This is a genomic window from Micromonospora arborensis (genome assembly GCF_003205615.1).
Classification (GTDB): Bacteria; Actinomycetota; Actinomycetes; order Mycobacteriales; family Micromonosporaceae; genus Micromonospora; species Micromonospora arborensis.
This window is the reverse complement of record NZ_PYBV01000019.1, coordinates 224,581-251,574: the sequence shown is the minus strand read 5'-3', so window position 1 is coordinate 251,574 and position 26,994 is coordinate 224,581. Positions and strand designations below refer to the sequence as shown.

At 70.9% G+C, this 26,994-nt stretch carries 24 protein-coding genes; 19 read left to right on the top strand and 5 right to left on the bottom strand.

What is annotated here, in order from left to right; genetic code table 11:
• Nucleotides 1-87: 87 nt before the first annotated feature.
• Nucleotides 88-1,215 (bottom strand): phosphoserine transaminase, encoded by a 1,128-nt coding sequence (serC, locus tag C7C45_RS17130; RefSeq protein WP_110564648.1) that lies wholly within the window; start codon nucleotides 1,213-1,215, stop codon nucleotides 88-90.
• Nucleotides 1,216-1,418: 203 nt separating this feature from the next.
• Nucleotides 1,419-2,525: a citrate synthase 2 gene (locus C7C45_RS17125; RefSeq protein ID WP_110564647.1), complete on the bottom strand. Its 1,107-nt coding sequence runs from the start codon at nucleotides 2,523-2,525 to the stop codon at nucleotides 1,419-1,421.
• A 279-nt stretch (nucleotides 2,526-2,804) separates the two neighbouring features.
• On the opposite strand from C7C45_RS17125, the gene pdxH reads away from it, so the two are divergent.
• The 7 genes from pdxH (at nucleotide 2,805) to C7C45_RS17090 (ending at nucleotide 8,892) form a co-directional block, all read left to right on the top strand.
• A complete protein-coding gene (gene pdxH / locus C7C45_RS17120) occupies nucleotides 2,805-3,434 on the top strand; it encodes a pyridoxamine 5'-phosphate oxidase (protein ID WP_110564646.1) in 630 nt (209 codons plus the stop codon).
• Nucleotides 3,431-4,729 carry an MFS transporter gene (locus C7C45_RS17115; protein WP_110564645.1) on the top strand — a complete coding sequence of 433 codons (1,299 nt, stop codon included), beginning with the start codon at nucleotides 3,431-3,433 and terminating at the stop codon, nucleotides 4,727-4,729. The genes pdxH and C7C45_RS17115 overlap by 4 nt, the downstream gene beginning before the upstream one ends.
• 18 nt (nucleotides 4,730-4,747) lie before the next feature.
• Nucleotides 4,748-5,677, top strand: a complete 930-nt coding sequence (locus C7C45_RS17110) for an aldose 1-epimerase family protein (protein ID WP_110564644.1) — start codon at nucleotides 4,748-4,750, stop codon at nucleotides 5,675-5,677.
• Entirely contained in the window at nucleotides 5,677-6,279 is a 603-nt protein-coding gene (locus tag C7C45_RS17105; protein WP_110564643.1) for a nitroreductase family protein, read from the top strand. The genes C7C45_RS17110 and C7C45_RS17105 overlap by 1 nt, the downstream gene beginning before the upstream one ends.
• Before the next feature lie 187 nt (nucleotides 6,280-6,466).
• On the top strand, nucleotides 6,467-6,772 hold the full coding sequence (locus C7C45_RS17100; RefSeq protein ID WP_030329612.1) for a type II toxin-antitoxin system VapB family antitoxin: 306 nt from the start codon (nucleotides 6,467-6,469) through the stop codon (nucleotides 6,770-6,772).
• Between the two features lie 44 nt (nucleotides 6,773-6,816).
• On the top strand, nucleotides 6,817-7,980 hold the full coding sequence (locus tag C7C45_RS17095) for an acyl-CoA dehydrogenase family protein (RefSeq protein WP_110564642.1): 1,164 nt from the start codon (nucleotides 6,817-6,819) through the stop codon (nucleotides 7,978-7,980).
• 99 nt (nucleotides 7,981-8,079) lie between these two features.
• Complete coding sequence (locus tag C7C45_RS17090; protein WP_110564641.1) at nucleotides 8,080-8,892, top strand: DUF4230 domain-containing protein; 813 nt, start codon at nucleotides 8,080-8,082, stop codon at nucleotides 8,890-8,892.
• Nucleotides 8,893-9,144: 252 nt separating this feature from the next.
• Here C7C45_RS17090 and C7C45_RS17085 read toward each other — a convergent pair whose 3' ends face one another.
• Nucleotides 9,145-9,354, bottom strand: a complete 210-nt coding sequence (locus C7C45_RS17085; RefSeq protein WP_110564640.1) for a PspC domain-containing protein — start codon at nucleotides 9,352-9,354, stop codon at nucleotides 9,145-9,147.
• A gap of 486 nt (nucleotides 9,355-9,840) precedes the next feature.
• On the opposite strand from C7C45_RS17085, the gene C7C45_RS17080 reads away from it, so the two are divergent.
• From C7C45_RS17080 to C7C45_RS17035, 10 genes are all read left to right on the top strand, one after another.
• A complete protein-coding gene (locus C7C45_RS17080; RefSeq protein WP_110564639.1) occupies nucleotides 9,841-11,211 on the top strand; it encodes an L-serine ammonia-lyase in 1,371 nt (456 codons plus the stop codon).
• Between the two features lie 72 nt (nucleotides 11,212-11,283).
• Nucleotides 11,284-12,111: an ABC transporter permease gene (locus C7C45_RS17075; protein ID WP_110564638.1), complete on the top strand. Its 828-nt coding sequence runs from the start codon at nucleotides 11,284-11,286 to the stop codon at nucleotides 12,109-12,111.
• Nucleotides 12,111-12,857, top strand: coding sequence for an ABC transporter ATP-binding protein (locus tag C7C45_RS17070; protein ID WP_110564637.1), 747 nt, complete (start codon nucleotides 12,111-12,113; stop codon nucleotides 12,855-12,857). Before C7C45_RS17075 ends, C7C45_RS17070 begins: the two co-directional genes overlap by 1 nt.
• A complete protein-coding gene (locus tag C7C45_RS17065; protein WP_110564636.1) occupies nucleotides 12,854-14,812 on the top strand; it encodes a DUF5941 domain-containing protein in 1,959 nt (652 codons plus the stop codon). The genes C7C45_RS17070 and C7C45_RS17065 overlap by 4 nt, the downstream gene beginning before the upstream one ends.
• Nucleotides 14,813-14,827: 15 nt before the next feature.
• On the top strand, nucleotides 14,828-17,038 hold the full coding sequence (locus C7C45_RS17060) for a bifunctional glycosyltransferase/CDP-glycerol:glycerophosphate glycerophosphotransferase (RefSeq protein ID WP_110564635.1): 2,211 nt from the start codon (nucleotides 14,828-14,830) through the stop codon (nucleotides 17,036-17,038).
• 122 nt (nucleotides 17,039-17,160) lie between these two features.
• Entirely contained in the window at nucleotides 17,161-18,459 is a 1,299-nt protein-coding gene (locus C7C45_RS17055; protein ID WP_110564634.1) for an ABC transporter ATP-binding protein, read from the top strand.
• 93 nt (nucleotides 18,460-18,552) lie between these two features.
• Nucleotides 18,553-19,542 (top strand): hypothetical protein, encoded by a 990-nt coding sequence (locus tag C7C45_RS17050; protein WP_110564633.1) that lies wholly within the window; start codon nucleotides 18,553-18,555, stop codon nucleotides 19,540-19,542.
• Nucleotides 19,543-19,606: 64 nt separating this feature from the next.
• The gene (locus C7C45_RS17045; RefSeq protein ID WP_110564632.1) at nucleotides 19,607-20,071 is read left to right on the top strand and encodes a DUF4442 domain-containing protein; all 465 of its coding nucleotides are present in this window, start codon (nucleotides 19,607-19,609) and stop codon (nucleotides 20,069-20,071) included.
• A gap of 59 nt (nucleotides 20,072-20,130) precedes the next feature.
• On the top strand, nucleotides 20,131-20,937 hold the full coding sequence (locus tag C7C45_RS17040) for an HAD family hydrolase (RefSeq protein ID WP_110564631.1): 807 nt from the start codon (nucleotides 20,131-20,133) through the stop codon (nucleotides 20,935-20,937).
• Nucleotides 20,934-23,312 carry a glycoside hydrolase family 65 protein gene (locus C7C45_RS17035; protein ID WP_110564630.1) on the top strand — a complete coding sequence of 793 codons (2,379 nt, stop codon included), beginning with the start codon at nucleotides 20,934-20,936 and terminating at the stop codon, nucleotides 23,310-23,312. The genes C7C45_RS17040 and C7C45_RS17035 overlap by 4 nt, the downstream gene beginning before the upstream one ends.
• Before the next feature lie 49 nt (nucleotides 23,313-23,361).
• Here C7C45_RS17035 and C7C45_RS17030 read toward each other — a convergent pair whose 3' ends face one another.
• On the bottom strand, nucleotides 23,362-23,541 hold the full coding sequence (locus tag C7C45_RS17030; RefSeq protein ID WP_110564629.1) for a hypothetical protein: 180 nt from the start codon (nucleotides 23,539-23,541) through the stop codon (nucleotides 23,362-23,364).
• Between the two features lie 170 nt (nucleotides 23,542-23,711).
• Here C7C45_RS17030 and C7C45_RS17025 point away from each other — a divergent pair, with 170 nt between their 5' ends.
• Nucleotides 23,712-24,362: a dienelactone hydrolase family protein gene (locus tag C7C45_RS17025; protein ID WP_110564628.1), complete on the top strand. Its 651-nt coding sequence runs from the start codon at nucleotides 23,712-23,714 to the stop codon at nucleotides 24,360-24,362.
• Nucleotides 24,363-24,365: 3 nt separating this feature from the next.
• Here C7C45_RS17025 and C7C45_RS17020 read toward each other — a convergent pair whose 3' ends face one another.
• On the bottom strand, nucleotides 24,366-25,469 hold the full coding sequence (locus C7C45_RS17020) for an AI-2E family transporter (RefSeq protein ID WP_110564627.1): 1,104 nt from the start codon (nucleotides 25,467-25,469) through the stop codon (nucleotides 24,366-24,368).
• Nucleotides 25,470-25,656: 187 nt separating this feature from the next.
• Between C7C45_RS17020 and C7C45_RS17015 the strand changes: the two genes are divergently transcribed.
• Complete coding sequence (locus C7C45_RS17015; RefSeq protein WP_110564626.1) at nucleotides 25,657-26,985, top strand: FUSC family protein; 1,329 nt, start codon at nucleotides 25,657-25,659, stop codon at nucleotides 26,983-26,985.
• Nucleotides 26,986-26,994 lie beyond the last annotated feature (9 nt).

The window sequence follows — 26,994 nt, the reverse complement described above, 5'->3', positions numbered from 1 at the left end:
CGACACCCCGCATGTCATGACTGAGCTGCAACGATGATCACGGTCGGTGTCCGTGGGAGCCCCAACGGACACCGACCGTGACGAACCTCAGAGTCGCTCGACCACGTAGTCGATGGACGCGGTCAGCGCCTCGACATCGGCCGGCTCGACGGCCGGGAACAACGCCACCCGCAACTGGTTGCGACCGAGCTTGCGGTACGGCTCGGTGTCCACGATGCCGTTGGCGCGCAGCACCTTCGCGATCGCGGTGGCGTCCACCCCGTCGGCGAAGTCGATCGTGGCGACCACGTTGGACCGCAGCGCCGGGTCGCCGACGAACGGGCTGGCCACGCTGGACCGCTCCGCCCAGCCGTACACCGTGGCGGCGCTCTCGGCGGTGCGCTTGGCCGCCCAGGCCAGGCCACCCTGCGCGTTCATCCAGTCGGTCTGCTCCGCGGCCAGGAAGATGGTGGCCAGCGCCGGGGTGTTGTAGGTCTGCTCCAGCCGCGAGTTGTCGATCGCGGTGACCAGGTCGAGGAAGGCGGGGATGTAGCGCCCGGACGCCTTGATCTCGGCGGCGCGATCCAGTGCGGCCGGTGACATCAGGGCCAGCCAGAGACCGCCGTCGGAGCCGAAGCACTTCTGCGGAGCGAAGTAGTAGACGTCGGTCTCGCCGACGTTGACCTCCAGGCCCCCCGCCCCGGAGGTCGCGTCGACCAGCAGCAGCGCGCCCTCGTCGGCGCCGGCCACCCGGCTGATCGGGACGGCCACACCCGTCGACGTCTCGTTCTGGGGCGTCGCGTACGCGTCCACGCCGGACTCGGCGACGAGGGTCGGCGCGCTGCCCGCGTCGGCCTTGCGGACGGTCGGCTCGCCCAGGAACGGCGCGTCCTTGACCGACTTGGCGAACTTGGCACCGAACTCGCCGAAGCTGGCGAACTGGGCCCGGTCGCGGATCAGGCCGAAGGTGGCGACCTCCCAGAACGCGGTGGTGCCACCGTTGCCGATCACGACCTCGTAGCCCTCGGGCAACGAGAAGAACTCGGCGATGCCGGAGCGCAGCCGGGACACCTGGTCGCGGACCGTCTTCTGCCGGTGCGAGGTGCCCAGGTAGCTGGTCGCGACCTCGGCAAGTGCGGACACGGCCGCTGGGCGGACCTTGGACGGGCCGCAGCCGAAGCGTCCGTCGGCGGGCTTGATCTCATCGGGAATCCGGATGGTCGGTGCGTCAGCCACGATCTTGAAGATCCTTCCGCAAGGGCGAGGGCGGGCCCGGCGACACTGCCGGCCCTCATCCTCGCACTCGGACCCATCGGTGCAAGCCGGGCCCCCGAGGGCTGGGCTGAGTCCTTCGCCACACCTCGGCGGCAGCCCCTTGCTGTACGTCAAAAGGGGCCCCGCCCATCGCCAGGCGATGAGTGGGGCCCCTTCGGTACCGCTCAGACGCCGTGCGGGATGGCCGCCCAGCCCTCGACGTCGGACGGCTTGCGGGTCTCCGGGCCCAGGTAGCGGGCGGACGGGCGGACCAGCCGCTGCAGGCGCTTCTGCTCCAGGATGTGCGCGCTCCAGCCGCCCATCCGTGCGCAGGTGAACATCGAGGTGAACATGTGCGCCGGCACCTCGGCGAAGTCCAGTACGACGGCCGACCAGAACTCGACGTTGGTGGCCAGCACCCGGTCCGGGCGGCGGGCCTGCAACTCGGCGAGGGCGGCCTTCTCCAGCGCCTCGGCGATCTCGAAGCGCGGCGCACCCAGCTCCTTCGCCGTGCGCCGGAGCACCCGGGCGCGCGGGTCCTCGGCCCGGTAGACGCGGTGGCCGAAGCCCATCAACCGCTCACCGCGATCGAGCACGCCCTTGACGTAGCCCTCCGCGTCGCCGCTGCGCTCCACCGCCTCCAGCATGCTGAGCACCCGGGACGGGGCGCCGCCGTGCAGCGGGCCGGAGAGGGCGCCGATGCCGGAGGAGATGCAGGCAGCCGCGTCCGCGCCGGTCGAGGCGACGATGCGAGCGGTGAAGGTGGACGCGTTCAGACCGTGCTCGGCGGCCGAGATGAAGTACGCGTCGACGGCCTTGACGTGCCGCGGGTCGGGCTCGCCGCGCCAACGCTTCATGAACCGCTCGACGATGGTCTGTGCCTTGTCGATCTCCTTCTGCGGCACCGCCGGCAGGCCGAGGCCCCGGGCGGACTGGGCGACGAAGGAGAGCGCGGTCACCGAGACCCGGGCGAGGTCCTCGCGGGCCTGCTCGTCGGAGATGTCCAGCAGTTGGTTGAGCCCCCAGTACGGGGCCAGCATGGCGACCGCGGACTGCACGTCGACGCGGATGTCACCGGAGTGCACCGGCACCGGGAACGGCTCCGCCGGCGGCAGGCCCGGCCCGAACCGGCCGTCGACCAGGAGCGCCCACACATTGCCGAACGACACCTGGCCGATCAGATCCTCGATGTCGACGCCGCGATAGCGCAGCGCGCCACCCTCACGGTCAGGTTCGGCGATCTCGGTCTCGAAGGCGACGACGCCCTCCAGCCCGGGTTTGAAATCGGCCATGTGGCTCTCCTGGATCTGGTCGGTGCGCCCGGTCAGCTCATCCGGCCCGGTCGGCCGAGCGCCTCAGGCGACCCTCAGGGATGTGTTCGGAACATACTGCCTGCTGAGTAAGGGATACGCGACCCGCTGCGACTGTGCTGCACGCGACATCTTCGGACGCGCATTCTCGACGCCACTCGACGAAACTGGGCGGTGCGGTCTGGCCAGCGCGGGAGGGCGTTGGCCGGGTCGCCGAGAAGGAGTGAGGACGTGACGGGCGACACACCCGCCCCGGCTGCGATGCGTAACGAGTACGCCGCGGACCTGGGCCTGACAGAGGCTGACCTGGCCGTCGACTGGTACACCCAGTTCGACAGGTGGTTCACCGACGCGGTGGCTTTCGGGCTGTCCGAACCCAACGCGATGGTGGTGGGCACCGCGGATTCGGCCGGACGGCCGAGCGGACGGACGGTGCTGCTGAAGGGGTACGACCCGGAGGGGTTCGTCTTCTTCACCAACCACCTGTCGCGCAAGGGCGTCGAGGCGTCCGCCAACCCGTACGCCAGCCTGGTCTTTCCGTGGTTCGCCATGCAGCGTCAGGTGGTGGTCGCCGGGCAGGTGACGCACGTGGACCGCGCGATGAGTGAGGCGTACTTCGCCAGCCGGCCGCGCGCCTCCCAACTGGGTGCCTGGGCCAGCCCGCAGTCGCAGGTGGTCCCGGGCCGGGCGGCGCTGGAGGAGCGCTACCAGGAGGTGACCGGGCGGTTCGCCGACGAGGCGGAGATCCCGACCCCGCCGCACTGGGGTGGGTTGCGGGTCCGACCCGAGTCGGTGGAGTTCTGGCAGGGCCGGGCCGGCCGGTTGCACGACCGGCTCCGCTTCCGCCACCTCGACCAGGGTGGCTGGATCGTCGAGCGGTTGGCGCCGTGACGGGTGTGCAGGAGGCTCGGCCGCGCGGACTGCGCCGCTGGGCGATCGACGTACGTCCGCTGCGGGTGCCCGCGTACCGGCGGCTCTGGCTCGGCAACACCGTGGCGATGTTCGGTTTCCAGTTCACCGCCGTCGCGGTTCCGGTGGAGATGTACGCCCTGACCCGGGACTCGTTCTGGGTGGGCCTGCTGGGCGTGGCGGCCTTCGTACCGTTGCTGATCTTCGGTCTCTGGGGCGGCGCGGTCGCCGACGCCCGTGACCGCCGTGCCGTGCTGCTCGGCGGGTCGGTGCTGCTCTGGGCGTCCACCCTCGGGCTGCTGGCCCAGGCGTTGCTGAACGTGGGCAGCCCGGTGCTGCTGTTGGCGTTGATGGCGCTGCAGTCGGTGGCGTTCGCGATCACCGCGCCGGCCCGCAGCGCCATGCTGCCCCGGCTGGTGCCGGACGATCTGGTGCCGGCCGCCAGCACGCTCAACTACACGACCTTCACCGCGGCCTCGGTCGCCGGCCCGCTCGTCGCCGGCCTGATCCTCTCCGCCTCGCCGGACACCACTGTCGTCCTGCCCATCGCGTACGGCGTGGACGCGGTGCTGTTCACCGCGATGCTCTGGGCGGCGCTGCGCCTGCCCGCGCTGCCGCCCGAGCCGACCACCGACGGTCAGGCCCGCCGTGCCGGCCTCGCCAGCGTGATCGACGGGTTCCGCTACCTCGCCACCACACCCGTACTCCTGCTGTCCTTCGGGGTGGATCTGATCGCGATGATCCTCGCCATGCCGCGGGCGCTCTTCCCGGAGATCGCGCACGAGCGGTTCGGCGGCGGCGGGGCGGTCGGGCTGCTCTACAGCGCCATCGCGATCGGCTCGATGGTCGGAGGGCTGACCTCCGGCTGGATCGGCCGGCTCCGCCGGCAGGGGCTCGGCCTGGTGCTCGCCGTCGTCGCCTGGGGAGTCGCGATCGCCGCGGCGGGGTTGGCCCACCAGCTCTGGCTGATGGTCCTGCTGCTCGCCGTCGCCGGCGCCGCCGACCTGGTGAGCGCGGTGCTGCGCCAGTCGATGATGCTGGTCTACGCGCCGGACCGGATGCGCGGCCGGCTTCAGGGCGTCAACACGGTCGTGGTGGCGGGTGGCCCGCGGCTGGGCGATCTGCGAGCCGGCACCATGGCCGCCGGGTTCGGTGGCGGGGTGGCCTGGGTGGCTGGTGGCCTCGCCTCGGCGGTCCTCGTGGTGGTGCTCGCGGTCGCGTTCCCGGCACTGCTGCGCTACCGGGCGGCGACGGCGTCGAGCGGTGACCGGACATGACCGGTTAGGGTCGCCGACATGGAAAGCCCCGAGCAGCGCCCGTTCTCCGGCGCCCAGTGGACCATCTCCGCCGCCGGCCACGAGGCCGTCATCGTGGAGGTGGGCGGTGGGCTTCGGACGTACCGGCACGACGGCGTCGACCTGGTCGACGGGTACCAGACCGACGAGGTCTGCCCCGGCTGCACCGGGCAGGTGCTGGCACCCTGGCCGAACCGGATCCGCGACGGCCGCTACTCGTTCGGGGAGCGGACGCACCAGCTCCCGCTGACCGAACCGGAGCGGCACGTGGCCATCCACGGGCTGGTCAACTGGGTGCCGTGGCGTCTGTTGGAGCAGTCCGAGGACGCGGTGACGGTCGGCTACGACCTTCCGCCGCAGCCCGGCTACCCGTGGCCGTTGCGGTTGGTCAGCCGGTGGAGCGTCAGCGCGGACGGGCTGCGCGCCGAGCACGAGGTGACCAACATCGGCGGGGAGGTCGCGCCGTTCGGCTTCTCCGTGCACCCGTACCTGCAGTTGCCCGGCGTCGCGGTCGACGACCTGGTGATGCGGCTGCCGGCACAGACCCGGCTGTTGGTGGACGGCCGGCTGCTGCCGGTCGGCGCGACGCCGGTGGCCGGCACCGAGTACGACTGGACCAGCCCACGCCGGATCGGTGCCGCCGAGTTGGACCTCTGCTTCGGCCAGGTGATCCGCGACGCCGACGGGGGCTCGTCGGTGAGCCTGTCCGCGCCGGACGCTTCGGCGGGGGTGAGCATCTGGGCGGACGCGGAGTTCGGCTGGTGGCAGGTGTTCACCGGGGATGCGCTCGTCGGTGAGCGGCACCGCCGCTCGGTGGCGATCGAGCCGATGACCTGCCCACCGGACGCGTTCCGCTCGGGCAAGGACGTGCTCACGCTCAAGCCCGGCACGACCTGGCGGGGTGCCTGGGGCATCCGGCCCGGGGCCTGATGGAGTTCGCCGAGGTCGTCCGGCGTCGGCGGATGGTGCGCAACTACGACCCGGACCGCCCGGTCCCGCCCGACGTGGTGGACCGGCTGCTCGACCACGCGGTCCGCGCGCCGTCGGCCGGGTTCGCCCAGGGCTGGGGTTTCCTGGTGCTGGAGGAGCCGGCCGACCGGGAGCGGTTCTGGGCCGCGACCACACCCGAGGGTGGTGGTCGGGAGCGTTGGCTGGCGGGGATGCGCCGTGCGCCCCTGATCGTGGTGCCGCACGCCAACGAGTCGGCCTATCTGCAGCGCTACGCGGAGCCGGACAAGGGTTGGACGGACCGGTCGACCGACCGCTGGTCGGTGCCGTACTGGCACGTGGACACGGGATTCGCCGCGATGCTGATGCTGCTCACCGCCGTGGACGAGGGGCTGGGGGCGTGTTTCTTCGGCATCGCGCCGCAGCGGCTCGCCTCCTACCGGGACGCGTTCGGCGTGCCGGCGGAGTACCAACCCATCGGAGCCGTCACAATCGGTTACCGGGCACCCGACCATCGGTCACCGTCGCTGCGCCGTGGGCGTCGCGGAGTGGACGAGGTGGTGCGGCGCGGCCGGTGGAGCTGAGAATGACGTCCTGTTCGTCCGGTTGAGGATCGGACGATCGGTAGCGAAACTGACATCAGGGAGCAGAACGCAGCGTGCGCTGGGCGGCTAGGCTGGCACGGTCATCGGTGCCGCGCCGCGCGGTGCCCGCCGCGGCCCGGCTCGGCGCTGTCGGTCGGCCCGGCCACGGGGAGGGGAGCGTGCCGTCGTGATCTTCAGAGCGGTCCGGGACGGGCGTCCCTACCCGGAGCACAACCTGACCCTGAAGCAGTGGGCGGAGATCCCGCCCCGTCCGCTGCGTCTGGACCAGATGATCACCACCAAGCGTGAGTTGGCGCTCGACAAGCTCCTCGCCGAGGACTCCACCTTCTACGGTGACCTCTTCCCGCACGTGGTGCAGTGGAACGGCGGGCTCTACCTGGAGGACGGGCTGCACCGGGCGTTGCGTGCCGCCCTGCAACAGCGCAACCAGATCCACGCGCGGGTGCTGGTGCTCTCCGAGCCGATCGAGTGACGAGCCCTTCTGTCGCTCGCTGAACCTTCGTTAGGGTGGCGTCCATGACCGCTCCGCTGGACCTGCTCGATCTGGACCCGTCGCTCACCGACGAAGAGCGACAGATCCGCGACGTCGTCCGCCAACTCCTCGACGACCGGGTGCGCCCGCACGTCGCCGACTGGTACGAGGACGGCCGGGTGCCCGCCCGGGAGCTGGCCCGCGAGTTCGGCAAGCTCGGCCTGCTCGGCATGCACCTCACCGGCTACGGCTGCGCCGGCGCCTCCGCGGTCGCCTACGGGCTGGCCTGTCAGGAGCTGGAAGCGGCCGACTCCGGCGTCCGTTCCCTGGTCTCGGTGCAGGGCTCGCTCGCCATGTTCGCCATCTGGCGCTACGGCAACGAGGAGCAGAAGCAACACTGGCTGCCGTCGATGGCCACCGGCGAGGCGATCGGCTGCTTCGGCCTGACCGAACCGGACCACGGCTCCGACCCTGCGTCGATGGCCACCCGGGCCCGCCGCGACGGCGACGACTGGGTGCTCACCGGCGGAAAGATGTGGATCACCAACGCGCCGATCGCCGACGTCGCGGTGATCTGGGCGCGCACCGACGAGGGCGTCCGCGGCTTCCTCGTCCCCATGGACACACCCGGTGTCACGGCCCGGGAGATCCGCCGCAAGATGTCGCTGCGCGCGTCGGTGACCGGCGAGATCGTGCTCGACGACGTCCGGCTCCCGGCGGACGCCCGACTTCCCGAGGCGATCGGGCTCAAGGCACCCCTGAGCTGCCTCACCGAGGCCAGGTACGGCATCGTCTGGGGCTCGGTCGGCGCCGCCCGTGACTGTCTGGAAACCACCCTGGCGTACGCCACCACCCGCACCCAGTTCGGCCGCCCGCTGGCCGGCTTCCAACTCACCCAGGCGAAACTCGCCGACATGGCCGTCGAGCTGGTGAAGGGGCAACTGCTCGCGCTGCACCTGGGCCGGCTCGCCGACGCCCACCGGTTGCGGCCCGAGCAGGTCAGCGTGGGCAAGCTGAACAACGTGCGGGAGGCGCTGGCCATCGCCCGGCAGTGCCGCACCATCCTCGGCGCCAACGGCGTCTCCGGTGAGTACCCGGTGATGCGGCACGCCAACAACCTGGAGAGCGTGCTGACGTACGAGGGCACCTCCGAGATCCACCAACTGGTCGTCGGGCAGCGGCTCACCGGGCTCTCCGCTTTCGCCTGACCTGCCCGTTTACGTTTTTCGTCCGCTCGACGCGCGACTGTCGTACGGGGGCCGTACCGTCATTGACAGACGACGTGTCTGACGAGGACGGTGAGCGTGATGGCCCGCGACGCTGGCATCAACGAGCCCACGAGGGAGTTCCCCGGTTACCCGACCGGCGACGATCTCAAGGAGCGGTCGGCCGCGACACCCGAGCCGACCACGGATACACCGGGGGGCTCCGGGGGCTCCGGAAATTTTGACGGCTCCGGCGGCCCGACGACCGGTGGTGGTGGGACGGCGCGTGGCCTGCTCCTGCTGCTCGGCGCTGCCGCACTGGCCGTTGTCGTGCTGCTCGGCATTCAGGCGACCGGCTTCCTGCCGGAGTTCCGCAACCCGTTCGCCAAGGAGCAGACCGACCGCAGCCAGCCGCCGCTGCTGAAGTCGATCCAGGACCTCAGCCGCTACGTGGCAGCCGAGGGCAACTTCCAGGTCGTGGTCGACACCCAGAACGACCGGCGCAACGTTCCAGACTTCCTGCTCAACGAGCGCACCCTGTTCGTCGGTGCCGGCAGCGTCGAGGCGTACGTCGACTTCACCAAGATCGGTGAGGGTGCCATCGTCCAGTCCGCCGACGGCAAGTCCGTCGAGATCAAGCTGCCCGCGCCGCAGCTCGGCGAGACCAACCTCGACATGGAGAAGAGCTACGTCTTCGCCGAGCAGCGTGGTCTGCTCAACCGGCTCGGTGACCTGGTCGGCAACGATCCCAACCGACAGCAGCAGATCTACCTGCTCGCCGAGGACCGGATCACCAGCGCCGCCCGGGACAGCGGGCTCGCCGCCCGAGCGCAGGACAACACCCGCAAGATGCTGGAGGGGCTGCTGCGCTCTCTCGGCTTCCAGCAGATCACGGTCACCTACACGGCACCCTGAGCTGCCACACCCCGTAACGCCGAAGCGCCCGCTCCGACTGTCGTCGGAGCGGGCGCTTCCATTCCGGCCTGCCCGACCAGCCGTGCGCCACCGATCGAGCGTGTGCTCAGCCGCGTTCGGCGTTCAGCATGATCGACACGACATCGGCGACCCGGGGGTATCACGGTGCCGGGATACCCCCACGTCGCCGAAACGGAGTGGATCAGTGGGGCGGGGGATCAGTGGGGCGGTGGGGCGGTGGGGCGGCGAGGATCAGTGCTGGGTGGAGGCCAGGTAGCGGTCCTCGTTCGGCATCAGGACCCACAGCACGAGGTAGACGATCACCTGGGTGCCGGGCAGTAGCAGGGACAGCAGGAACAGAAGCCGAACCATGAACGGCGACATGTTGAACCGGCGAGCCAGGCCGGCGCAGACACCGGCGATCATGCGTCCCTCGCGGGGTCGGACCAGTTTGCGACTCATCGTCGTACTCCCACTCTGCGGCGGTGCGCCGCGTCTGCAATCCACGGTAGACAGGGGTGGCCAGCTCGCCCTCAGTCCCGAGGAGGATCGGCAACCCGTGGACCCGTAGGTGCATTACCCCGGCAGCCCCTCCCCGACGCCCCGAAGCCGAACCCGAAGCCGGTCAAGAACCCGCAGCCGAAGCCGGTCAAGATCGTGCTCGATCCTGGATGTAGTGGCTTCGGGGGCGGCGGAGGCCACTCGAACCTGGATGTAGTGGCCTCGGGCCGGGTGGATCGAGTGTGATCATCCGGTGGCGGGCAGGCGACGGTCGGGTACCTGCGTTCGAGCGGCCGGTTGGGCGCTGAGCTGGGCGGGTAGGCTGGCTGATCGGGCACCCACACCCCCGGGTGACCGGCACCACACAGCCACGAGCGGGGCCGCCAGATCGGTGGTCACGATCGGGTCGGTTCCCGTACGCCGGACCGACGGCGAGGAAGCGCAGCCATGATCAGTGTTTTCGACCTTTTCAGTGTCGGCATCGGGCCGTCCAGCTCGCACACGGTGGGGCCGATGCGGGCCGCGCGCACGTTCGTGGCCGGGCTCAAGGCCGACGGGTTGCTGACCGACACCGCGCGGGTGCAGGCTGAGCTGTTCGGCTCGCTGGGCGCCACCGGGCACGGCCACGGCAGCGACCGGGCGGTGCTGCTCGGGTTGGCCGGCGAGTCCCCGGAGACGGTCGACACGGACACCGTCGGCTCTCGGGTGGAGCGGATCCGGGCCGAGCGGCGGATCAACATCCTGGACGCGCACGAGATCGACTTCGACCCGGACCGGGATCTGACGCTGCACCGCCGCCGTTCGCTGCCGTACCACCCGAACGGGATGACCTTCGTGGCGTACGACCGTGACGGCGTCGAGGTGCGCAGCCGCACCTACTACTCCGTCGGTGGCGGTTTCGTGGTGGACGAGGCGGCGGCCGGGGCGGACCGGATCAAGCCGGACAGCACGGCGGTGCGGTACCCCTTCCTGACCGGGGCGCAACTGCTGGCGCAGACCACCGCGACCGGCCTGTCGATCAGCGAGGTGATGCTGGCCAACGAGCGTTCCTGGCGCAGCGAGGCGGACATCCGGGCCGGCCTGCTGGAGATCTGGCGGGTCATGCAGGAGTGCGTGCAGGCTGGTTGCGAGCGGGACGGCGTACTCCCTGGGGGGTTGAAGGTCCGGCGGCGCGCGGCGGAGCTGCGGCGTGGCCTGGAGGCGGACGCCGGGACGGCCGACCCGCTGCACGCGATGGACTGGGTGACGCTGTTCGCCCTCGCGGTCAACGAGGAGAACGCCGCGGGTGGTCGGGTGGTCACCGCGCCGACCAACGGCGCGGCCGGGATCATTCCGGCGGTGCTGCACTACTACACCCGGTTCGTGCCGGGCGCCGATGATGACGGCGTCGTGCGGTTCCTGCTGGCGGCCGGCGCGATCGGCGTGCTGTTCAAGGAGAACGCGTCGATCTCCGGCGCGGAGGTCGGCTGCCAGGGTGAGGTTGGCTCGGCGTGTTCGATGGCGGCGGCTGGGCTGGCCGAGGCGCTCGGTGGCACCCCGGAGCAGGTCGAGAACGCGGCCGAGATCGGGATGGAGCACAACCTCGGGTTGACCTGTGACCCGGTGGGTGGCCTGGTGCAGATCCCCTGCATCGAGCGGAACGCGGTGGCTAGCATCAAGGCGATCACGGCCGCCCGGCTGGCGCTGCGCGGCGACGGTGTGCACAAGGTCTCGCTGGACAAGGTCATCAAGACCATGCGGGAGACGGGCGCCGACATGAAGGTCAAATACAAGGAGACGGCGCGTGGCGGTCTGGCCGTCAACGTGATCGAGTGCTGAGTCCGGCTGATTCGGGGCATTCGTTCACCGACTGCTAACCTGTCGTCCGTTTCAGGAGGCGGGAGGCTCGCGGTGACCTCTGGCGTCGCGGCCCTGTGGTCGCACCGTAACTCGCTGCGCATCCTGGTCAGGCGGGACCTGGCGGTCAAGTACCAGCAGTCGGTGCTGGGCTACTTCTGGTCGTTGATCGAGCCGCTCGGCATGGGCGCCATCTACTGGTTCGTGTTCGGGGTGCTCTACTCCTCCGACACCGGTCGGCACCTCGGCGAGGCGGCCGGGTCGTACCCGCTGTTCCTGATCACCGGGATCTTCGCCTGGATGTGGACCAGTTCGGCGCTGAGCGAGGCGACGAACGCGCTGACCGGCCAGTCCCGGCTGATCACCACGATGAACGTGCCGCGGCAGGTCTTCCCGATCGGCCGGGTCACCGGCCGGTTCGCCGAGTACGCGGCCGGCCTGCCGATCCTGATCGGCATCGCGGTGATCTACGCGGTGCACGGTCGGATCCACCCGGGCTGGTCGCTGCTCTCCCTCCCGCTCGCGGTGGCGCTCCAGGGGATCCTGTTGACCGGGCTCGCACTGCTGCTGTCCGCGTGGAACGTGCTGATGCGCGACGTGGAACGGTTCATGCGGTTGATCATCCGGGTGCTCTTCTACGCCACGCCGATCATCTATCCGCTCAGCCTGGTCCGGGAGTCCGGCCTGCCCGGTTGGCTGAAGGTGGTGTACGAGTTGAACCCGCTGGTCGGGATCTTCCAACTGCACCACGCGATCTGGTACCCGGACGAGTTCCCGGACGCCCGACTGCTCGCCAGCACGGTCGTCGGCAGCCTGCTGGTGCTGGCCGCCGGCTGGTGGTCGTTCCGCCGGTTGGAACCCGCCGTGCTCAAGGAACTCTGATGGCCGCGCCGATCATCGAGGCCGACGGCCTGGGCATCCGGTTCGTCCGCAACCGTCGCCGCCAACTGCGGCTGCGGGAGCTGTTCATCCACCGGGGTGGGCGTGGCGCCCTGCCCGGCCAGTTCTGGCCGCTGCGCGACGTGTCGTTCACCGTCGAGCCCGGCGAGACCATCGGAGTGATCGGCCGCAACGGCACCGGCAAGAGCACCCTGCTGCGGCTGATCGCCGGGGTGCTCATCCCGGACGAGGGCACCATCCGGGTGCACGGTGCGGTGGCACCGTTGCTGGAGTTGTCCGCCGGTTTCTCCAACGACCTGACCGGGCGGGAGAACCTGCACCTGGTCGGTGGGCTGCACGGACTGTCGACGAGCTATCTGAAGCGGCACTTCGACGAGATCGTCGAGTTCGCCGGTGAGCAGGTGGAACGGGCCATCGACACGTCGGTGCGGCACTACTCGTCGGGGATGAAGGTACGGCTGGGCTTCGCGATCATCTCGCACCTGCCGCACCCGATCCTGCTGATGGACGAGGTGACCGCGGTCGGAGACGCGGAGTTCCGCAAGAAGTGCTACGCGACAATTGATCGTCTGCTCGGGGAGGGGCGCACACTGGTGCTGGTGTCACACAACGAAAAGGACCTGACCCGGTTCTGCCGTCGGGGGTTGTACCTCGACGCGGGCCGGTTGACGCTCGACGGCACCATCGCCGAGGCACTCGACGCGTACCACGCCGCGGTTCCGCGGTGACGCTCGCGATCGTGCTCGCCGCCGGGACGCCCGCGGCGGGCCTGACCACCGCGACCGGAGAGTCGCTGGCCGACCGCCTGGCCGCGCAGATGCGCCGGGCCGGGGCGGACGAGGTGCGCTTCGCCGCCGACCTCGACGAGTTGGCCGCGCTCGTCGACACCGCCACCGCCCCCGTTCTGATCACCGGAACGGACCTGGTCGCGCACACCGCCGTACTGCGGCACCTGGCCACCAGCCCGGTGGGCCCGACGGTGACGCTGGTGCTCGGCGACCCGCCGGTGCCCGGGCGGAGCGCCGTGCGGGAGGAACGCGGCCAGGTGGTCGACGCCGGCGCGGTGGACGCCCTCGACGGGGACGCCACCGGCGTGTTCGGCGGCGCGCTGCGGGTCGGCGTGGACGACCTCCCGACCCTCGCCGCGGCGGCGCGGGCGGCGGGTGGCCCCGGGCCCGCCGTGGACCGGCTCTTCGCGGGCCTCGCGGCGCTCGGCACCCTGATCTTCGCCCAGCGGGTACGCCTGCTCGTCGCGCACCGGGTCGAGGACGCCTCCGGGCTCGCCGCTGCCGAGGCGGCGGTGAGCGCGGTCGACGAAGATCGGGCCGAGCTGCGGCTGTCGGTGAAGGAGAAGGACGACTTCTTCACCACCTACTTCGTCAGCACCTGGTCGCCGCAGGTGGTGCGGTTGTCGGCCCGGCTCCGGCTCACTCCGACCGGGGTGACGGCGATCTCGGTGCTCTTCGCGCTGGCCGCGGCGGTGCTGTTCGGGGTCGGTGGGCGACCCGCGCTGGTCGGCGGTGCGGTGCTGCTCTACCTCGGCTTCGTGCTGGACTGCGTGGACGGCCAGTTGGCCCGCTACACCCGGCACTTCAGCGCCTGGGGTGGCTGGCTGGACACGATGGCGGACCGGGCCAAGGAATACCTGGTCTACGCCGGTCTGGGCTTCGGGGTCAGCCACGCCGGGCTGGGCAACGGGTGGGCGCTCGCGATCGCGGCGATGACCTTGCAGACCGTCCGGCACATGACCGACACCTGGTACGGGGTGCTGCACGACGAGGCGGCCCGTCGACCGCGTACGCCGACGGGTGCCGGCGGTGGGATCGGCGACCGGCTCAACGCGGCGTCGACCCGGGTGCAGGCCGACACCGGCTCGGTGTCCTACTGGCTGAAGCGGACCGTCGTCTTCCCGATCGGTGAGCGGTGGGCGCTCATCGCGCTGACCGTGGCGCTGTTCAACCCGCTGGTCAGCCTGATCGCGGTGCTGGTCTGGGGTGCGTTGGCGTTCGCGTACACCGGGGCGCTGCGGACGCTGCGCGCCCGCTGGATGTGGGTGCCGGTGCTGGACACGGTCGACGCCACCCTGCACCGCGACGACGGCCCGCTGGCCCGCCGGCTGCCGGTGGTCCGCCCGATGGGGCCGCTCACCCTGGCGGTGATCGCCGCGCTCGGCCCGGCGGTGCTGCTGGTCGCGGCGTTGCTGAGCGACGCGCCCGCCGGGCTGCGCTGGGCGGTGCCGGTGGCGCTGCTGGTGCTGCTGGTCGGTGGCCTGGGTGCCGGCGCGGCGCACAACGGGCCGCTGGACTGGCTGGTGCCCGCGGCACTGCGGGCCGCCGAGTACCTGTTCGCCATCGCGGTCGGGGTGGTCGGCGACGTGCCGGGTTGGCTGATCTTCGGGTACGTTTTCGTGCTCACCGTGCACCACTACGACCTGACCGCCCGGTTGGAGAAACGGCAGGCGGCACCGCCTCTGCACGGGGCCACGCTGGGCTGGGAGGGGCGCTCGGCGCTGCTGGCCCTCGCGGCGATTGTCGGCACGGCAGGTGCCGGGCTGGCTACACTCGGTGCGTACCTTCTGGTGGTTTTCGTGGTGAGCGTCGTCCTGGCCTGGTTCGTCCGACCGGCCCGTAGCACGCGGGCGTCGGTCGCGCCGGTGGGCGCTGGAGGTGCCGCGCCACGCTGACGGAGGGACGGCCGGGTGACCCTGATCAGTTTCGTGGTGCCGGCCTTCCGGGTGCAGGGATACCTGCGCGAATGCCTGGACTCGATCCTCGGTCAGCCGGAGACCGACATCGAGGTGATCGCCGTCGACGACTGCTCGCCGGATGCCAGCGGCGACATCATCGACGAGTACGCGGCCCGCGACCAGCGGGTCCACCCGGTCCGGCTGCCGGAGAACGTGGGCCTCGGTCCAGCCCGCAACATCGGGCTGGACCGGGCCGTCGGCGAGTACGTGTGGTTCCTCGACGGCGACGACTGGCTGAAGCCGGAGTGCCTGACGGAGGTCGCCGAGCGGTTGCGCGGCACCCACCCGGACGTGCTGCTGGTCGATCATGTCCGTACCCACTGGAACGACACCGCCACGCGCAGTGCGATGGCCGAGGTGTTCCCGGAGTCACCCGGTACGGGCACCTTCCGGCTGCGGGACCGGCCGGAGGCGATGCGGCTGCTGCACACGGCGTGGAACCGGCTGGTCCGCCGGGAGTTCCTGGTCGACCTGGATCTGCGCTTCGCGCCCGGCTGGTACGAGGACGTCTCGTTCAGCTACCCGGTCCTGATGGCGGCGCAGCGGATCGGCGTACTGGATCGGGTCTGCGTCAACTACCGGCAACGCCGCGTCGGCGCGATCACCCGGACCCGGGGGGACCGGCACTTCGAGGTCTTCCCCCAGTGGCACCGGGTCTTCCACCTGATGGATTCGTGGGGGTCGGCGACGGAGGCCCTGCGGCCGGCGGTCTTCGAGCGGATGATCTGGCACTACCTGACCGTGCTCGGCAACGGCCAGCGGATCGCCCCGGAGTTGCGGCCGGCGTTCTTCGCGCAGATCACCGCCGACTACGAACGGTGGCTGCCGCCCGGCGGCTATCCGGTGCCCGACGGCGTGGAGGGAATCAAGCACCGGCTCGTCGCCGCCGGCCGCTGGCGCACCTTCAGCGCGTTGCGGGCGGCCAGCCGGGCCCGTGACACCGCGCGCAGGAAGACCCGTACCGCCCGGCGCCGGGTCGGCCCGGTCGCTCGGCGCGGTGCCCGGCTGACCCGCGACGGCCTGCTGCGCGAGTACTACCGGGCCGAGCTGCGTCGGCCGGTCGATCCGACCCTCGCGGTGTTCGCCGCCTACTGGTACCGGGGTTACTCCTGCAACCCGGCGGCGATCTACGAGGTCGCCCGCCGGTTGGCGCCGGGGGTGCGCGGGGTGTGGATCGTGCGTCGGGACCGGGTGGACACCGTGCCGTCCGGGGTGGAGTACGTGGTCGCGGGCACCCCGGCGTACTTCCGGGTGCTCGCCCGCGCCCGGTGGTTGGTCAACAACGTCAACTTTCCGGACTTCGTCCGGAAGCGACCCGAGCAGGTGCACCTGCAGACCCACCACGGCACACCGGTCAAGGTGATGGGCCTCGATCAGCAGCGCTATCCGATCGGCGCGGGCCGGATGGACTTCGCCGGGCTGCTGCGCCGGGTGGACCGCTGGGACTACAGCGTCAGCGCGAACAGCTTCTCCACCCAGATGTGGGATCGGGCGTACCCGGCCACGTACACGACCCTGGAGGTGGGCTACCCGCGCAACGACCGCCTGGTGACCGCCGGCCCGGACGAGGTGCGCCGGCTCCGCGCGGAGCTCGGCCTCGGCCCCGACGAGCAGGTCGTGCTGTACGCCCCGACGCACCGCGAGCATCTCCCCGGTTACCGGCCGCCGTTCGACCCGGACCGGTTCGTGCGGGCGCTGGGTGACTCGGGTCGGCTGCTGATGCGCAGCCACTACTTCCACGATCGTGATCGGCGTCCCGGCCGGCCGGTGGACTGGGAGCGGGTTCGCGACGTCAGCGGCTACCAGCGGGTGGAGGATCTCTACCTGATGGCGGACGTGTTGGTCACCGACTATTCGTCGGCGATGTTCGACTACGCGGTGCTGGACCGGCCCATCGTGCTCTACGCCCCGGACTGGGAGGCGTACCGGCTGGCCCGGGGTGTCTACTTCGACGTGACTGCCGAGCCGCCCGGGGCGGTGGCCACCACCTTCGCTGATCTGCTCGACCTGTTCCGTACCGACGCCGTGCGCTCGGAAGCGGCGACCAGGGCCCGAGGGCTGTTCCGGGGCCGGTTCTGCACATTGGACGACGGGCGGGCGGCCGAGCGAGTGGTGCGCCAGGTGTTTCTGGGGGAGCCGGGCGAGCGATCATCGCGCTGCTGATTGCCCGGGCTGTCGTTTAATAGCAGCGTCATTTGCCGAACATAAGACGTTTACCCGATGTGCTAAACCGATGATCCTGGTCACAGTCTTGTGGGGTTTGGCAACGACCGGGGGAGGCGTCGGTGAGCACCGTCACGCTCAAGGATGTGACGAAGGTCTTCAGGGATGGCACGGTGGCCGTCGACAGCATCAACCTGGATGTGAACGACGGCGAGTTCATGGTGCTGCTTGGGCCGTCCGGCTGCGGGAAGTCCACGGTGCTGCGGATGATCGCCGGTCTGGAGGACCCGAGCACGGGTGCGGTCATGCTCGATGGTGAGTTGGCGAACGACCTGCCTCCACGGGATCGCAAGATCGCTATGGTCTTCCAGGATTTCGCGCTCTACCCGCACATGACCGTCGGCGACAACATCGCCTTCCCACTGCGGCTTGCCGGGGTGGAGCCGGAACCGCGCGGTGAGCGGGTCGGTGACGTGGCCAGCGCGCTGGGCATCGGTGACGTGTTGGCCCGCAAGCCGGGTCAGCTCTCCGGTGGGCAGCGCCAGCGGGTCGCGATGGGCCGGGCGATCGTCCGTCGGCCCGGCCTGTTCCTCATGGACGAGCCACTGTCCAACCTGGACAGCGGCCTCCGCGCCGAGCTGCGCGCGGAGATCTCGGGCCTGACCCGGGAGCTGGGCGTCACCACCGTCTACGTCACCCACGACCAGGCCGAGGCGCTCACCATGGCGGACCGGGTCGCGATCATGCGTCGGGGCGTGCTCCAGGACGTGGGCACACCCACCCAGGTGTACGGCCGGCCGGCGACGCTCTACGTGGCCGCCTTCCTGGGTAGCCCGCGGATGAACCTGCTGGAGGCGTCGGTCTACGTCCACCTCGACCGGTACGTCACGCTCAACCTCGGTGAGCAGTCGCTCTACCTGCCCTGGAACGACATTCGCAGTCGGGCGGTGGCGCACTACCACGGTGAGCGGATCGTGGTCGGCATGCGAGCCGAGGCGCTCACCCCGGTCGCCCCGGACAGCCCCGGCGACGTGCTGCGCGGGCGGATCCGCTACCTGGAGCACCACGGGCACGAGTCGCTGGCGTTCCTCGACATCGGCGCGACCGCGATCATGGTCGACGAGATGGGTGCGCCGCTCGAACCGCCGCCGGTGGGTCAGCGTGGCCTGCGTCGGTTCGGTTCGGTGATGCAGCGCCTCACCGGCAAGCCGGTGGAGCCGCTGGACGTCCCGAGTAGCGGCACCCAGACCAGCGTGCTTCCCGATCCGGGCCGGCACCACCGCCGCCCGGCGGAGCTGGCGGTGCGGCTGGCACCGTACCCGGCGGTCAGCGCCGGTCACTCGCTCGCCGTCTCGGTTCGGATGGACGCACTGCACTTCTTCGACGAGCGTGGCGCCCGGATCGACGTGGGTTGGCGCTGACGACTCGCCGGAGCGGGGTGGCGGGCGTGCCACCTGGTGTCCTACCGTCTGCCCACCCAGTCCACAGTGAAATTCACCGAGAGGGGTGCACCCGTGTCGGGTGACCGTCCCAGCCCGCTCGTCATCGAGCGCATCCTGCGGGATCGCGCGGGCATCTGGCAGCAGGTCGTGGCCGAGCGTGACCTCAACGCGCTGACCGGGCGGATGCTGGCCAGTTCCGCCATCGCGCTGGCCTGCTACGGGGCGGTGCTGGGCGCCTTCCACAGCCCGCTCATGGCGCTGACCTCGGCGCTGAAACTGCCACTGCTGTTCCTGGTCACGCTGGCCATCTGCCTGCCCACGCTCTACCTGTTCAACCTGGTCTTCGGCGCCCGGCTCTCGGTGCGTCAGTCGTTGGCGCTGGTGATGGTGGCGATCACGGTCACCTCGATGCTCGCGGTGGCGTTCGCGCCGATCAGCCTCTTCTTCCTGATCACCGCGCCCGACTACGGGTTCTTCAAGCTGCTCAACGTGGCGATCCTGACCCTGTCGGCGCTGGTCGGGCTGCGCTTTCTGACCGGCGGGATGCAGGTGCTCAACGATCACGGCCTGCTCGCTCCCGAGGTTGCCACGGCCCAGGTCGACGCGCAGGCGGTGCCCGCCGCGTCGACGCCCGCCGCGGTGCCTGCCGCCGCCACGCCGGCTGCCGCGCCGGCCACCGGTCAGAGTGCCGAGCCGGTCGCCGTGCCGGCCGGAGTTGCGCTGGCCGAGTCGACGTCGAACGGTGCCACGACCACCGCGCCGGTCCCGGCTCACGTTCCGGCGCAGTGGAGCGGCCAGCCGGCCGGCGCCCCGCTTCCGCCCGGCTACCCGGTGGCGCAACGTCCGTGGGGCACGCCGCCGGTGCGACGGGGCGAGCCGACGCAGCGGCCGGCGAGCATGACCCTGCTCTACATCTGGATCCTGCTCTTCGGGTTCGTCGGCACCCAGCTGGCGTGGACGCTGCGCCCGTTCTTCGGCGACCCGGGTCAGGATTTCGCCTTCTTCCGCAGCATCGACGGCAACTTCTACGCGGAGATCCTGCGGACGATCGCCAACCTCTGAGCATCGGCGACAACCGAGGAAATCCCTGGTTGCTGGCCTGATTACCGACGAGTAACGTCAGGCCATGACCATCGACTCCCGCCAGGTGGCAGCCGGCATGCTCGACGCGGTGCCCTTCGCCCGTACGCTCGGCTTCGAATTCGTCGAGGTGGCACCCGAGGCGAAGGGCGGCGTGCGGGCGGTCGTCCGGATGCCCGACTCGTCAGCCACCCACAACCACGTCGGCGGCCCACACGCGGGCGCCATCTTCACGCTCGGCGAGACCGCCTCCGGCGCGGTCGTGCTGGCCGCCTTCGGGCAGTTGCTCGACCGGGCCGTGCCGCTCGCCGTCCGGGCCGAGATCGCCTACCGCAAACTCGCCATGGGCCCGGTGCTGGCCACCGCGCGGCTCGCCCGGCCGGCCCTCGACGTGATCGAGGAGTTGGAGTCCGGCCGGCGGCCGGAGTTCGACGTCGTGGTGGAGATCGAGACTGAAGACGGCAAACCCACCTCGGCCATGACCGTGGTCTGGACGCTGCGACCGAACTGAACCGGACGGGGGCGGCGGAAACGGGTTTGCGGACCCGGCAGAGTGGATAGATTCGTACCGTGCTGGGCTTACCTGGTCACGTGACCGCCTGTCTCTTCGATCTGGACGGTGTGCTGACGCAGACCGCCCGCGTGCACAACGCTGCCTGGAAGCAGACGTTCGACGAGTTTCTCCGGCAGCGCGCCACGGCCTCCGGCGAACCGTTCCAACCCTTCGACCCCGGCCCCGACTACAACCGCTACGTCGACGGCCGGCCCCGCGCCGACGGCGTCCGGTCGTTCCTCGCCTCCCGCGGGATCGTGCTGCCCGAGGGAGACCCAAACGACCCGCCGGACGCCGACACCGTCAACGGTGTGGGCAACCGCAAGAACATTCTGCTGCTGCAGCGCCTGCGCGACTCCGGCGTCGAGGTGTACCCAGGGTCGGTGCGCTACCTGCAGGAGGCGACATCCGCCGGGCTGCACCGAGCCGTCGTGACCGCGAGCGCCAACGGGGCGGAGGTGGTCGCCGCCGCCGGCCTGGAGTCGCTGTTGGAGGCCAGAGTCGACGGGTTGGTCGCCCGCGCTCAGGGCCTGCGCGGAAAACCGCACCCGGACACCTTCATCGCCGGAGCCAGGCTGCTCGGCGTGGACCCGACGCAGGCCGCCGTCTTCGAGGACGCGCTCTCCGGGGTGGCCGCCGGCCGTGCCGGAGGGTTTGGTTACGTGGTCGGCGTCGACCGGGTCGGGCAGGCTGACGAGTTGCTCGCGCACGGTGCCGACATCGTGGTGAAGGACCTCGCCGAACTGCTCGACACCGCCGATCGGCCGGTGTCTACCGGCAACGCTGCCGCGCACCGCTCGGCCGCCGATCGGGACTCCGCGTGATCCGGGAGCGGGCCTATCCGGTCGAGCCGTGGCACGTCCGCGAGACCCGGCTGGACATGGACGTGCTGGCGCAGTCGGAGTCCGTCTTCGCGCTCTCCAACGGGCACGTCGGGCTGCGGGGCAACCTCGACGAGGGCGAACCGCACGGCCTGCCCGGCACCTACCTCAACTCGTTCTACGAGCTGCGTCCGCTGCCGTACGCCGAGGCGGGCTACGGCTTTCCCGAGTCCGGGCAGACCATCGTCAACGTCACCAACGGCAAACTGATCCGCCTGCTCGTCGACGACGAACCGCTCGACGTGCGCTACGGGCAGCTGCTGGCGCACGAGCGGATCCTCGACCTGCGCGCCGGCACCCTCCACCGGGAACTGCACTGGCGCTCGCCCGCCGGCCGGGAGGTCAAGGTCCGCAGCACCCGCCTGGTCTCGTTCACCCAGCGGTCGGTCGCCGCCATCAGCTACGAGGTGGAGGCCGTCGACGGTCCGCTGCGGCTGATCGTGCAGTCCGAGTTGGTGGCCAACGAGTCGCTGCCCGCGCAGAGCAAGGACCCCCGCGTCGCGGCGGTGCTCGAGTCACCTCTGCAGGCCGAGGAGGAGCTGACCACCCCGGACGGCGGGCAACTCATCCACCGCACCAAGGTCTCCGGGCTGCGGGTCGCCGCCGCGATGGAGCACGAGGTGCACGGCCCGGACCACACCACCATCGAGTCCGAGGGATACCAGGACTGGGTACGCACCACGATCGGCTGCGTGCTCCAACCCGGCGAGAAGCTGCGGGTGGTCAAGTACCTGACGTACAGCTGGTCGAGCCGACGGTCGCTACCCGCCCTGCGTGACCAGGTGGGTGCGGCACTCGCCGGCGCCCGGTTGGACGGCTGGGACGGGCTCCACCGGGAGCAGCGCAACTACCTCGACGCGTTCTGGGACGCTGCCGACGTGTTGGTCGAGGGCGATCCGGAAGTGCAGCAGGCGGTCCGGTTCGGTCTCTTCCACGTGCTTCAGGCCGGTGCCCGGGCCGAGCAGCGGCCGATCTCGGCGAAAGGGCTGACCGGCCCCGGCTACGACGGGCACGCGTTCTGGGACACCGAGATGTTCGTCCTGCCGGTTCTCACGTACACCCAGCCGAGCGCGGTGCGCAGCGCGTTGCAGTGGCGGCACAGCACACTGGACTCGGCGCGGGAGCGCGCCGAAACGCTCAACCTCGCCGGTGCCGCGTTTCCCTGGCGGACCATCGAAGGACCGGAATCCTCCGGTTACTGGCCGGCCGGCACGGCGGCCTTCCACATTGCCGCCGACATCGCCGACGCCAGTCGCCGCTACGTGATGGCCACCGGAGACACCCAGTTCGAGCGGGAGGTCGGGCTGGAGCTGCTGGTGGAGACCGCCCGGCTGTGGCGGTCGATCGGTCACCACGACCGGCACGGGCAGTTCCATATCGACGGCGTCACCGGCCCGGACGAATACACGGCCGTGAAGAACGACAACGTCTACACCAACCTGATGGCGCAGCGGAACCTGCTGTCGGCCGCCGAGGTGGTGATGCGCTACCGGGACGAGGCGTTCCACCTCGGGGTCACCGACGAGGAGGCGGCGAGCTGGCGGGACGCCGCCACCTCCATGCACGTCCCGTACGACGAGGAGCTCGACGTCCACCAGCAGGTGGAGGGCTTCACCCGCCTCCAGGAGTGGGACTTCACGCACACGCCGGCGGAGAAGTACCCGCTGCTGCTGCACTACCCCTACTTCGAGCTGTACCGCAAGCAGGTGGTCAAACAGGCCGACCTGGTCCTCGCCATGCACTGGCGAGGGGACGCGTTCACGCCAGAGCAGAAGGTGCGCAACTTCCTCTACTACGAGCGCCGCACCGTACGCGACTCGTCGTTGTCGGCCTGCACCCAGGCGGTGCTCGCCGCCGAGGTGGGCCACCCGGAGTTGGCGCACACCTACCTGCGCGAGGCCGCGTTGATGGACCTGCACGACCTCAACGAGAACACCCGCGACGGCGTGCACATGGCGTCGTTGGCCGGCGCGTGGCTCGCCCTGGTCGGTGGGCTCGGCGGTCTGCGCGACCACCACGGTGAGCTGTCCTTCGCGCCCCGACTGTCCAGCAGACTCAATCGGCTGGAGTTCTCCCTGCAATGGCGGGGGCTGTCGTTGCGGGTGGATGTCCGGCCGCACCAGACGACGTACTCGCTGCGTCATGGCAGCCCCGACGACGTGGTGGAACTGCGCCACCATGACCAGGTGCTGCGGGTCAGCTGCGACGAGCCGGTGACCGTGCCGGTGCCGCCGGCCGAACCGTCCGGCCCTCTGCCCGAGCAGCCACCGGGCAGGTCGCCGCTGCTGCGGTTGCCCGAACACGTCACCCAGCAGTGACGGTCGGGGTGGGAGTGCTCCCGCCCCGACCGCCAGCGCCTACGTCACGTCAGACGGGTTCGCCGGTCGATGGACGCCCAATCGCGTCCCGGGGCGCCATCGCCCGGGGATCGTCGGGCAGGCGGGCCTCGACGGCCCGGTCCCCAAAGTCCTTGTTGCGCTCGACGTCCTGTTCGCGCCGGTTCCGTTCGTCCATCTGCTGCTGTCGGGACATCTGCTGCTTGGCCATGGCGATCCTCGCGATCCGTCGGGGCGCGGTTGCGCCGACACGGTCTGCGGTCGCTCGTCGCGTACCCGATGGTCTTTTGGGCAAACGCGGCCCGCAGCGGGGGCCGCTCGGGTGCGTGCGGTCCGGTGGGCGGGGTACCCGGGGCACAGGCGAGCAGGCGGAGGTGGGGCATGGACGAGCAACGCAGCACGGTGACCATTCCGGTGGGGGACGCGCAACTCCCCGCCGACCTGATGCTGCCCGCTCAGCCGGGCGGTGTGGTGCTCTTCGCGCACGGTAGCGGCAGCTCCCGGCACAGCCCCCGCAACGTGGCGGTGGCCCGCGCACTCAACGGTCGAGGGCTCGGCACGGTGCTGGTGGACCTGCTCAGCCCGGTCGAGGACGAGATCGACGCCCGCACCGCCGAACTGCGCTTCGACATCGGGCTGCTGGCCAGTCGGCTGGCCGGGATAGTCGACTGGTTGGCGGTGCAGCGACCCGCCGGTGACGTTCCGATCGGCCTGTTCGGGGCCAGCACGGGGGCCGCCGCCGCCCTGGTCGCGGCGGTGTCCCGCGCGGACCGGGTGGGTGCCGTGGTCAGCCGCGGCGGTCGGCCGGACCTCGCCGGAGACGCGCTGGCCCAGGTGCGCACCCCGACGTTGCTGCTGGTCGGCGGCCTGGACGAAGAAGTGATCACACTCAACAAGCGTGCGCTGGCTGAGCTGGGGGAGGTCGGCGAGCTGCGGGTGATCCCCGGTGCCACCCACCTCTTCGAGGAACCCGGCACCCTGGAACAGGTCGCCGACGAGGCCGGCACCTGGTTCACCACCCACCTCGCTTGATGATCAACCTGCCGAGGTGAGGGCCGAGGTGGAGCGATGCTGTTGGACGGTGTCGATGATGCGCCAGAGGACGGCGGTGATGGGGACGCTGACGAAGGCGCCGGCTATCCCCGCGACAAGCGTGCCCGCGGTCACCGCCACCAGGATCACCGCCGGGTGCAGTCGGACCTGCCGCTTCATGACCAGCGGCTCCAGCAGGTTGCCCTCGATCTGCTGCACGGCGACCACCGCGGCAAGGGTGAGCAGCGCCGTGGTGGGGCCGTTCGCGGCCAGCGCCACCAGCACCGCCACCGCGCCGGCCACCGTCGCCCCGATGATCGGCACGAAACCGCCGAGGAAGGTGATCAGCGCCAGCGGTAGGGCGAGCGGCACTCGCAGCACCACCAGAGCCAACCCGATGCCGAGCGCGTCGATCGCGGCGATCAGCATGGTGCCCCGGCTGTACGCACCCAACGTCTGCCAACCGGCCCGGCCGGCCTCGGCCAGCACGGGCTGATTCGGGCCGGACACCCGCGACAGCACCCAGTGCCACATCGACCGGCCGTCCTTGAGCAGGAAGAAGAGCAGCACCAGGGCGAGCAGCGCGGAGCCGAACACCTCGGTGGCGGTCCGGGCACCCGCCACCGGGTCCGGAGAGCTGCCGCTCAGCCCCTGCCGGGCCTGGTCGACCAGCCGGTCCAACTGCGCGTCGGTGACCGGCAGCGTGGACGTCACGAAGTCCCGACTGCGCTCCACCCCCTGCGTCAACTCCTGGCTGAGCTGGTCGAACTGACTGGCGGTCAGGTTCCACACCAACGCGCCGACCCCGACCAGAATGCCGAGCAGCAGCAGTACGGTGCAGAGCGCGGCGAGCGCCGCCGGAAAACGCAGCCGACGCAGCAGCAGGAGTACCGGGTCGAGCAGCGCAGTGAGGAAGATGGTGGCGGCCAACGCGATGGCCAGCGGCGCCAGCAGGACGGCGATCCGGCCCAGCAGGTACAACCCGGCGACGATCACCACCAGGCAGGCGCTCCACAACACCGCGGTCCGGATCAACCAGGGAAGCGCCTCCCATGTCTGGCGCGGCCCGGGGCCGCCTGCCGTCGCTCCGGGTCCGTCTGCCGCCATGTCGGTCCTCCTCGATCTCGGCGAATCCCTACCCGCCCGGGCGCTCGCCGACACCCCTGTCGCCCAACGTCGGAGGACGGGCCGGTGTCGTGGGTCGCCGTACGGTCGGCTCGGCGCGGATGCCCGCGGCCGGCGGTCGGCGCCGAACCGGCAGGATTGCCCTGCCGTCGCCGGGGTAACCGCCGCCATGGCCGACGACCGCGCACCCGCCGACCGCGAGCAGTCGCGGCTCGACGAGGCAGCCGAGCGGAGCGGCCGGGCGGTCCAACGGGTGCGACACCGCAGCGGCGAGGCCGGGCGGATCCGGGCCCGGCAGTGGGAGGTCACCCTGGTGATCTCCCTCCAGGCCGGGCTGGCTGCGGCGATCGCTGCCCTGCTCGCCAAGAACCTGCTCGGCCCTGGCTCGCACGTCTTCGCTCCCGCTGCCGCCGTCGGTACGATCGCCACCGCCATCGGGCAGCGGGCCCGACGCACCTTCGCACTGTTGAGCGGCGTGGCCCTGGGCATCATCATCGGCGACACGCTGCGTTTCATTCTCGGCTCGGGCCCGTGGCAGACCGGCGTGGTGGTCGCGCTGGCCATTGCCGCCGCGTTGCTGGTGGCCGGGAAGGGCGGTCCGCTGGTCGGTCAGGCCGGCGGTACCGCCGTGCTGATCGCCACGCTGGCCCCGATGGACAGGGGCCTGGAGGTGCCCCGGATCTTCGACGCGCTCGTCGGCGGGGTGGTCGGACTGGTGGTGGTCGCGCTGCTGTTACCGGTCAACCCGATTCGAGTGCTGGACCGGGCCGCGGCGCCGATCTACGCGATTCTCTGCGAGCAGCTCCACGAGTTGGCGCAGGCGATCCGGACACGTGATGAAGACCGGACTCTGCGCGTCCTGGAACGCTTCCGTGGCACCGAGGACGACCTGAGTCGGCTGCACGACGCGCTCAGCGGAGCGGAGGAGGTGGTGACGATCGCACCGGCCCGTTGGCACCGCCGCGAGCAGTACCACCGGTACGCCCGCAGCGCGGATCACCTCGAACGGTTGATGCTGGACAGCCGCGCCATGGCCCGCTGGTCGACGACCGCGCTGCAGTACAACGAGCCGCTCCCGCCGGAACTGTCGGACGCGATCAGCCGATTGGGTCAGGCGGTGGCCGAGATGCGAAGGGAGCGCAAATACGGTGACGACCCCCAGCGCACCCACCGGTTGATCGAACAGTGCGCCGAGTTGGCCGGGCGAGCCTCCGCGAAGGGGGTCGAGTCGTTCGGCGAGTCACTCGTCACCGGGCTACGTACCGCCGCCAGCGACCTGCTCCGGGCATGCGGGTACGAACCCGATGACGCCAACCGGGTCGTGCGCCGGGCGGCCGGCGCCGGCGAGGCCGAAGTCCACCCGCCGGCGCGGCGACAAATGGTCCGAGCCCGGCCGACGCGCGGCGCCCGGGCTCGGCGACGCGCGCACCAGGCTGCCGCCCGGAGGCGCAACGACGGCCGGGCCGGCCTTCCCGCAAGGGAGAGACCGGCCCGGTGAACCATCACG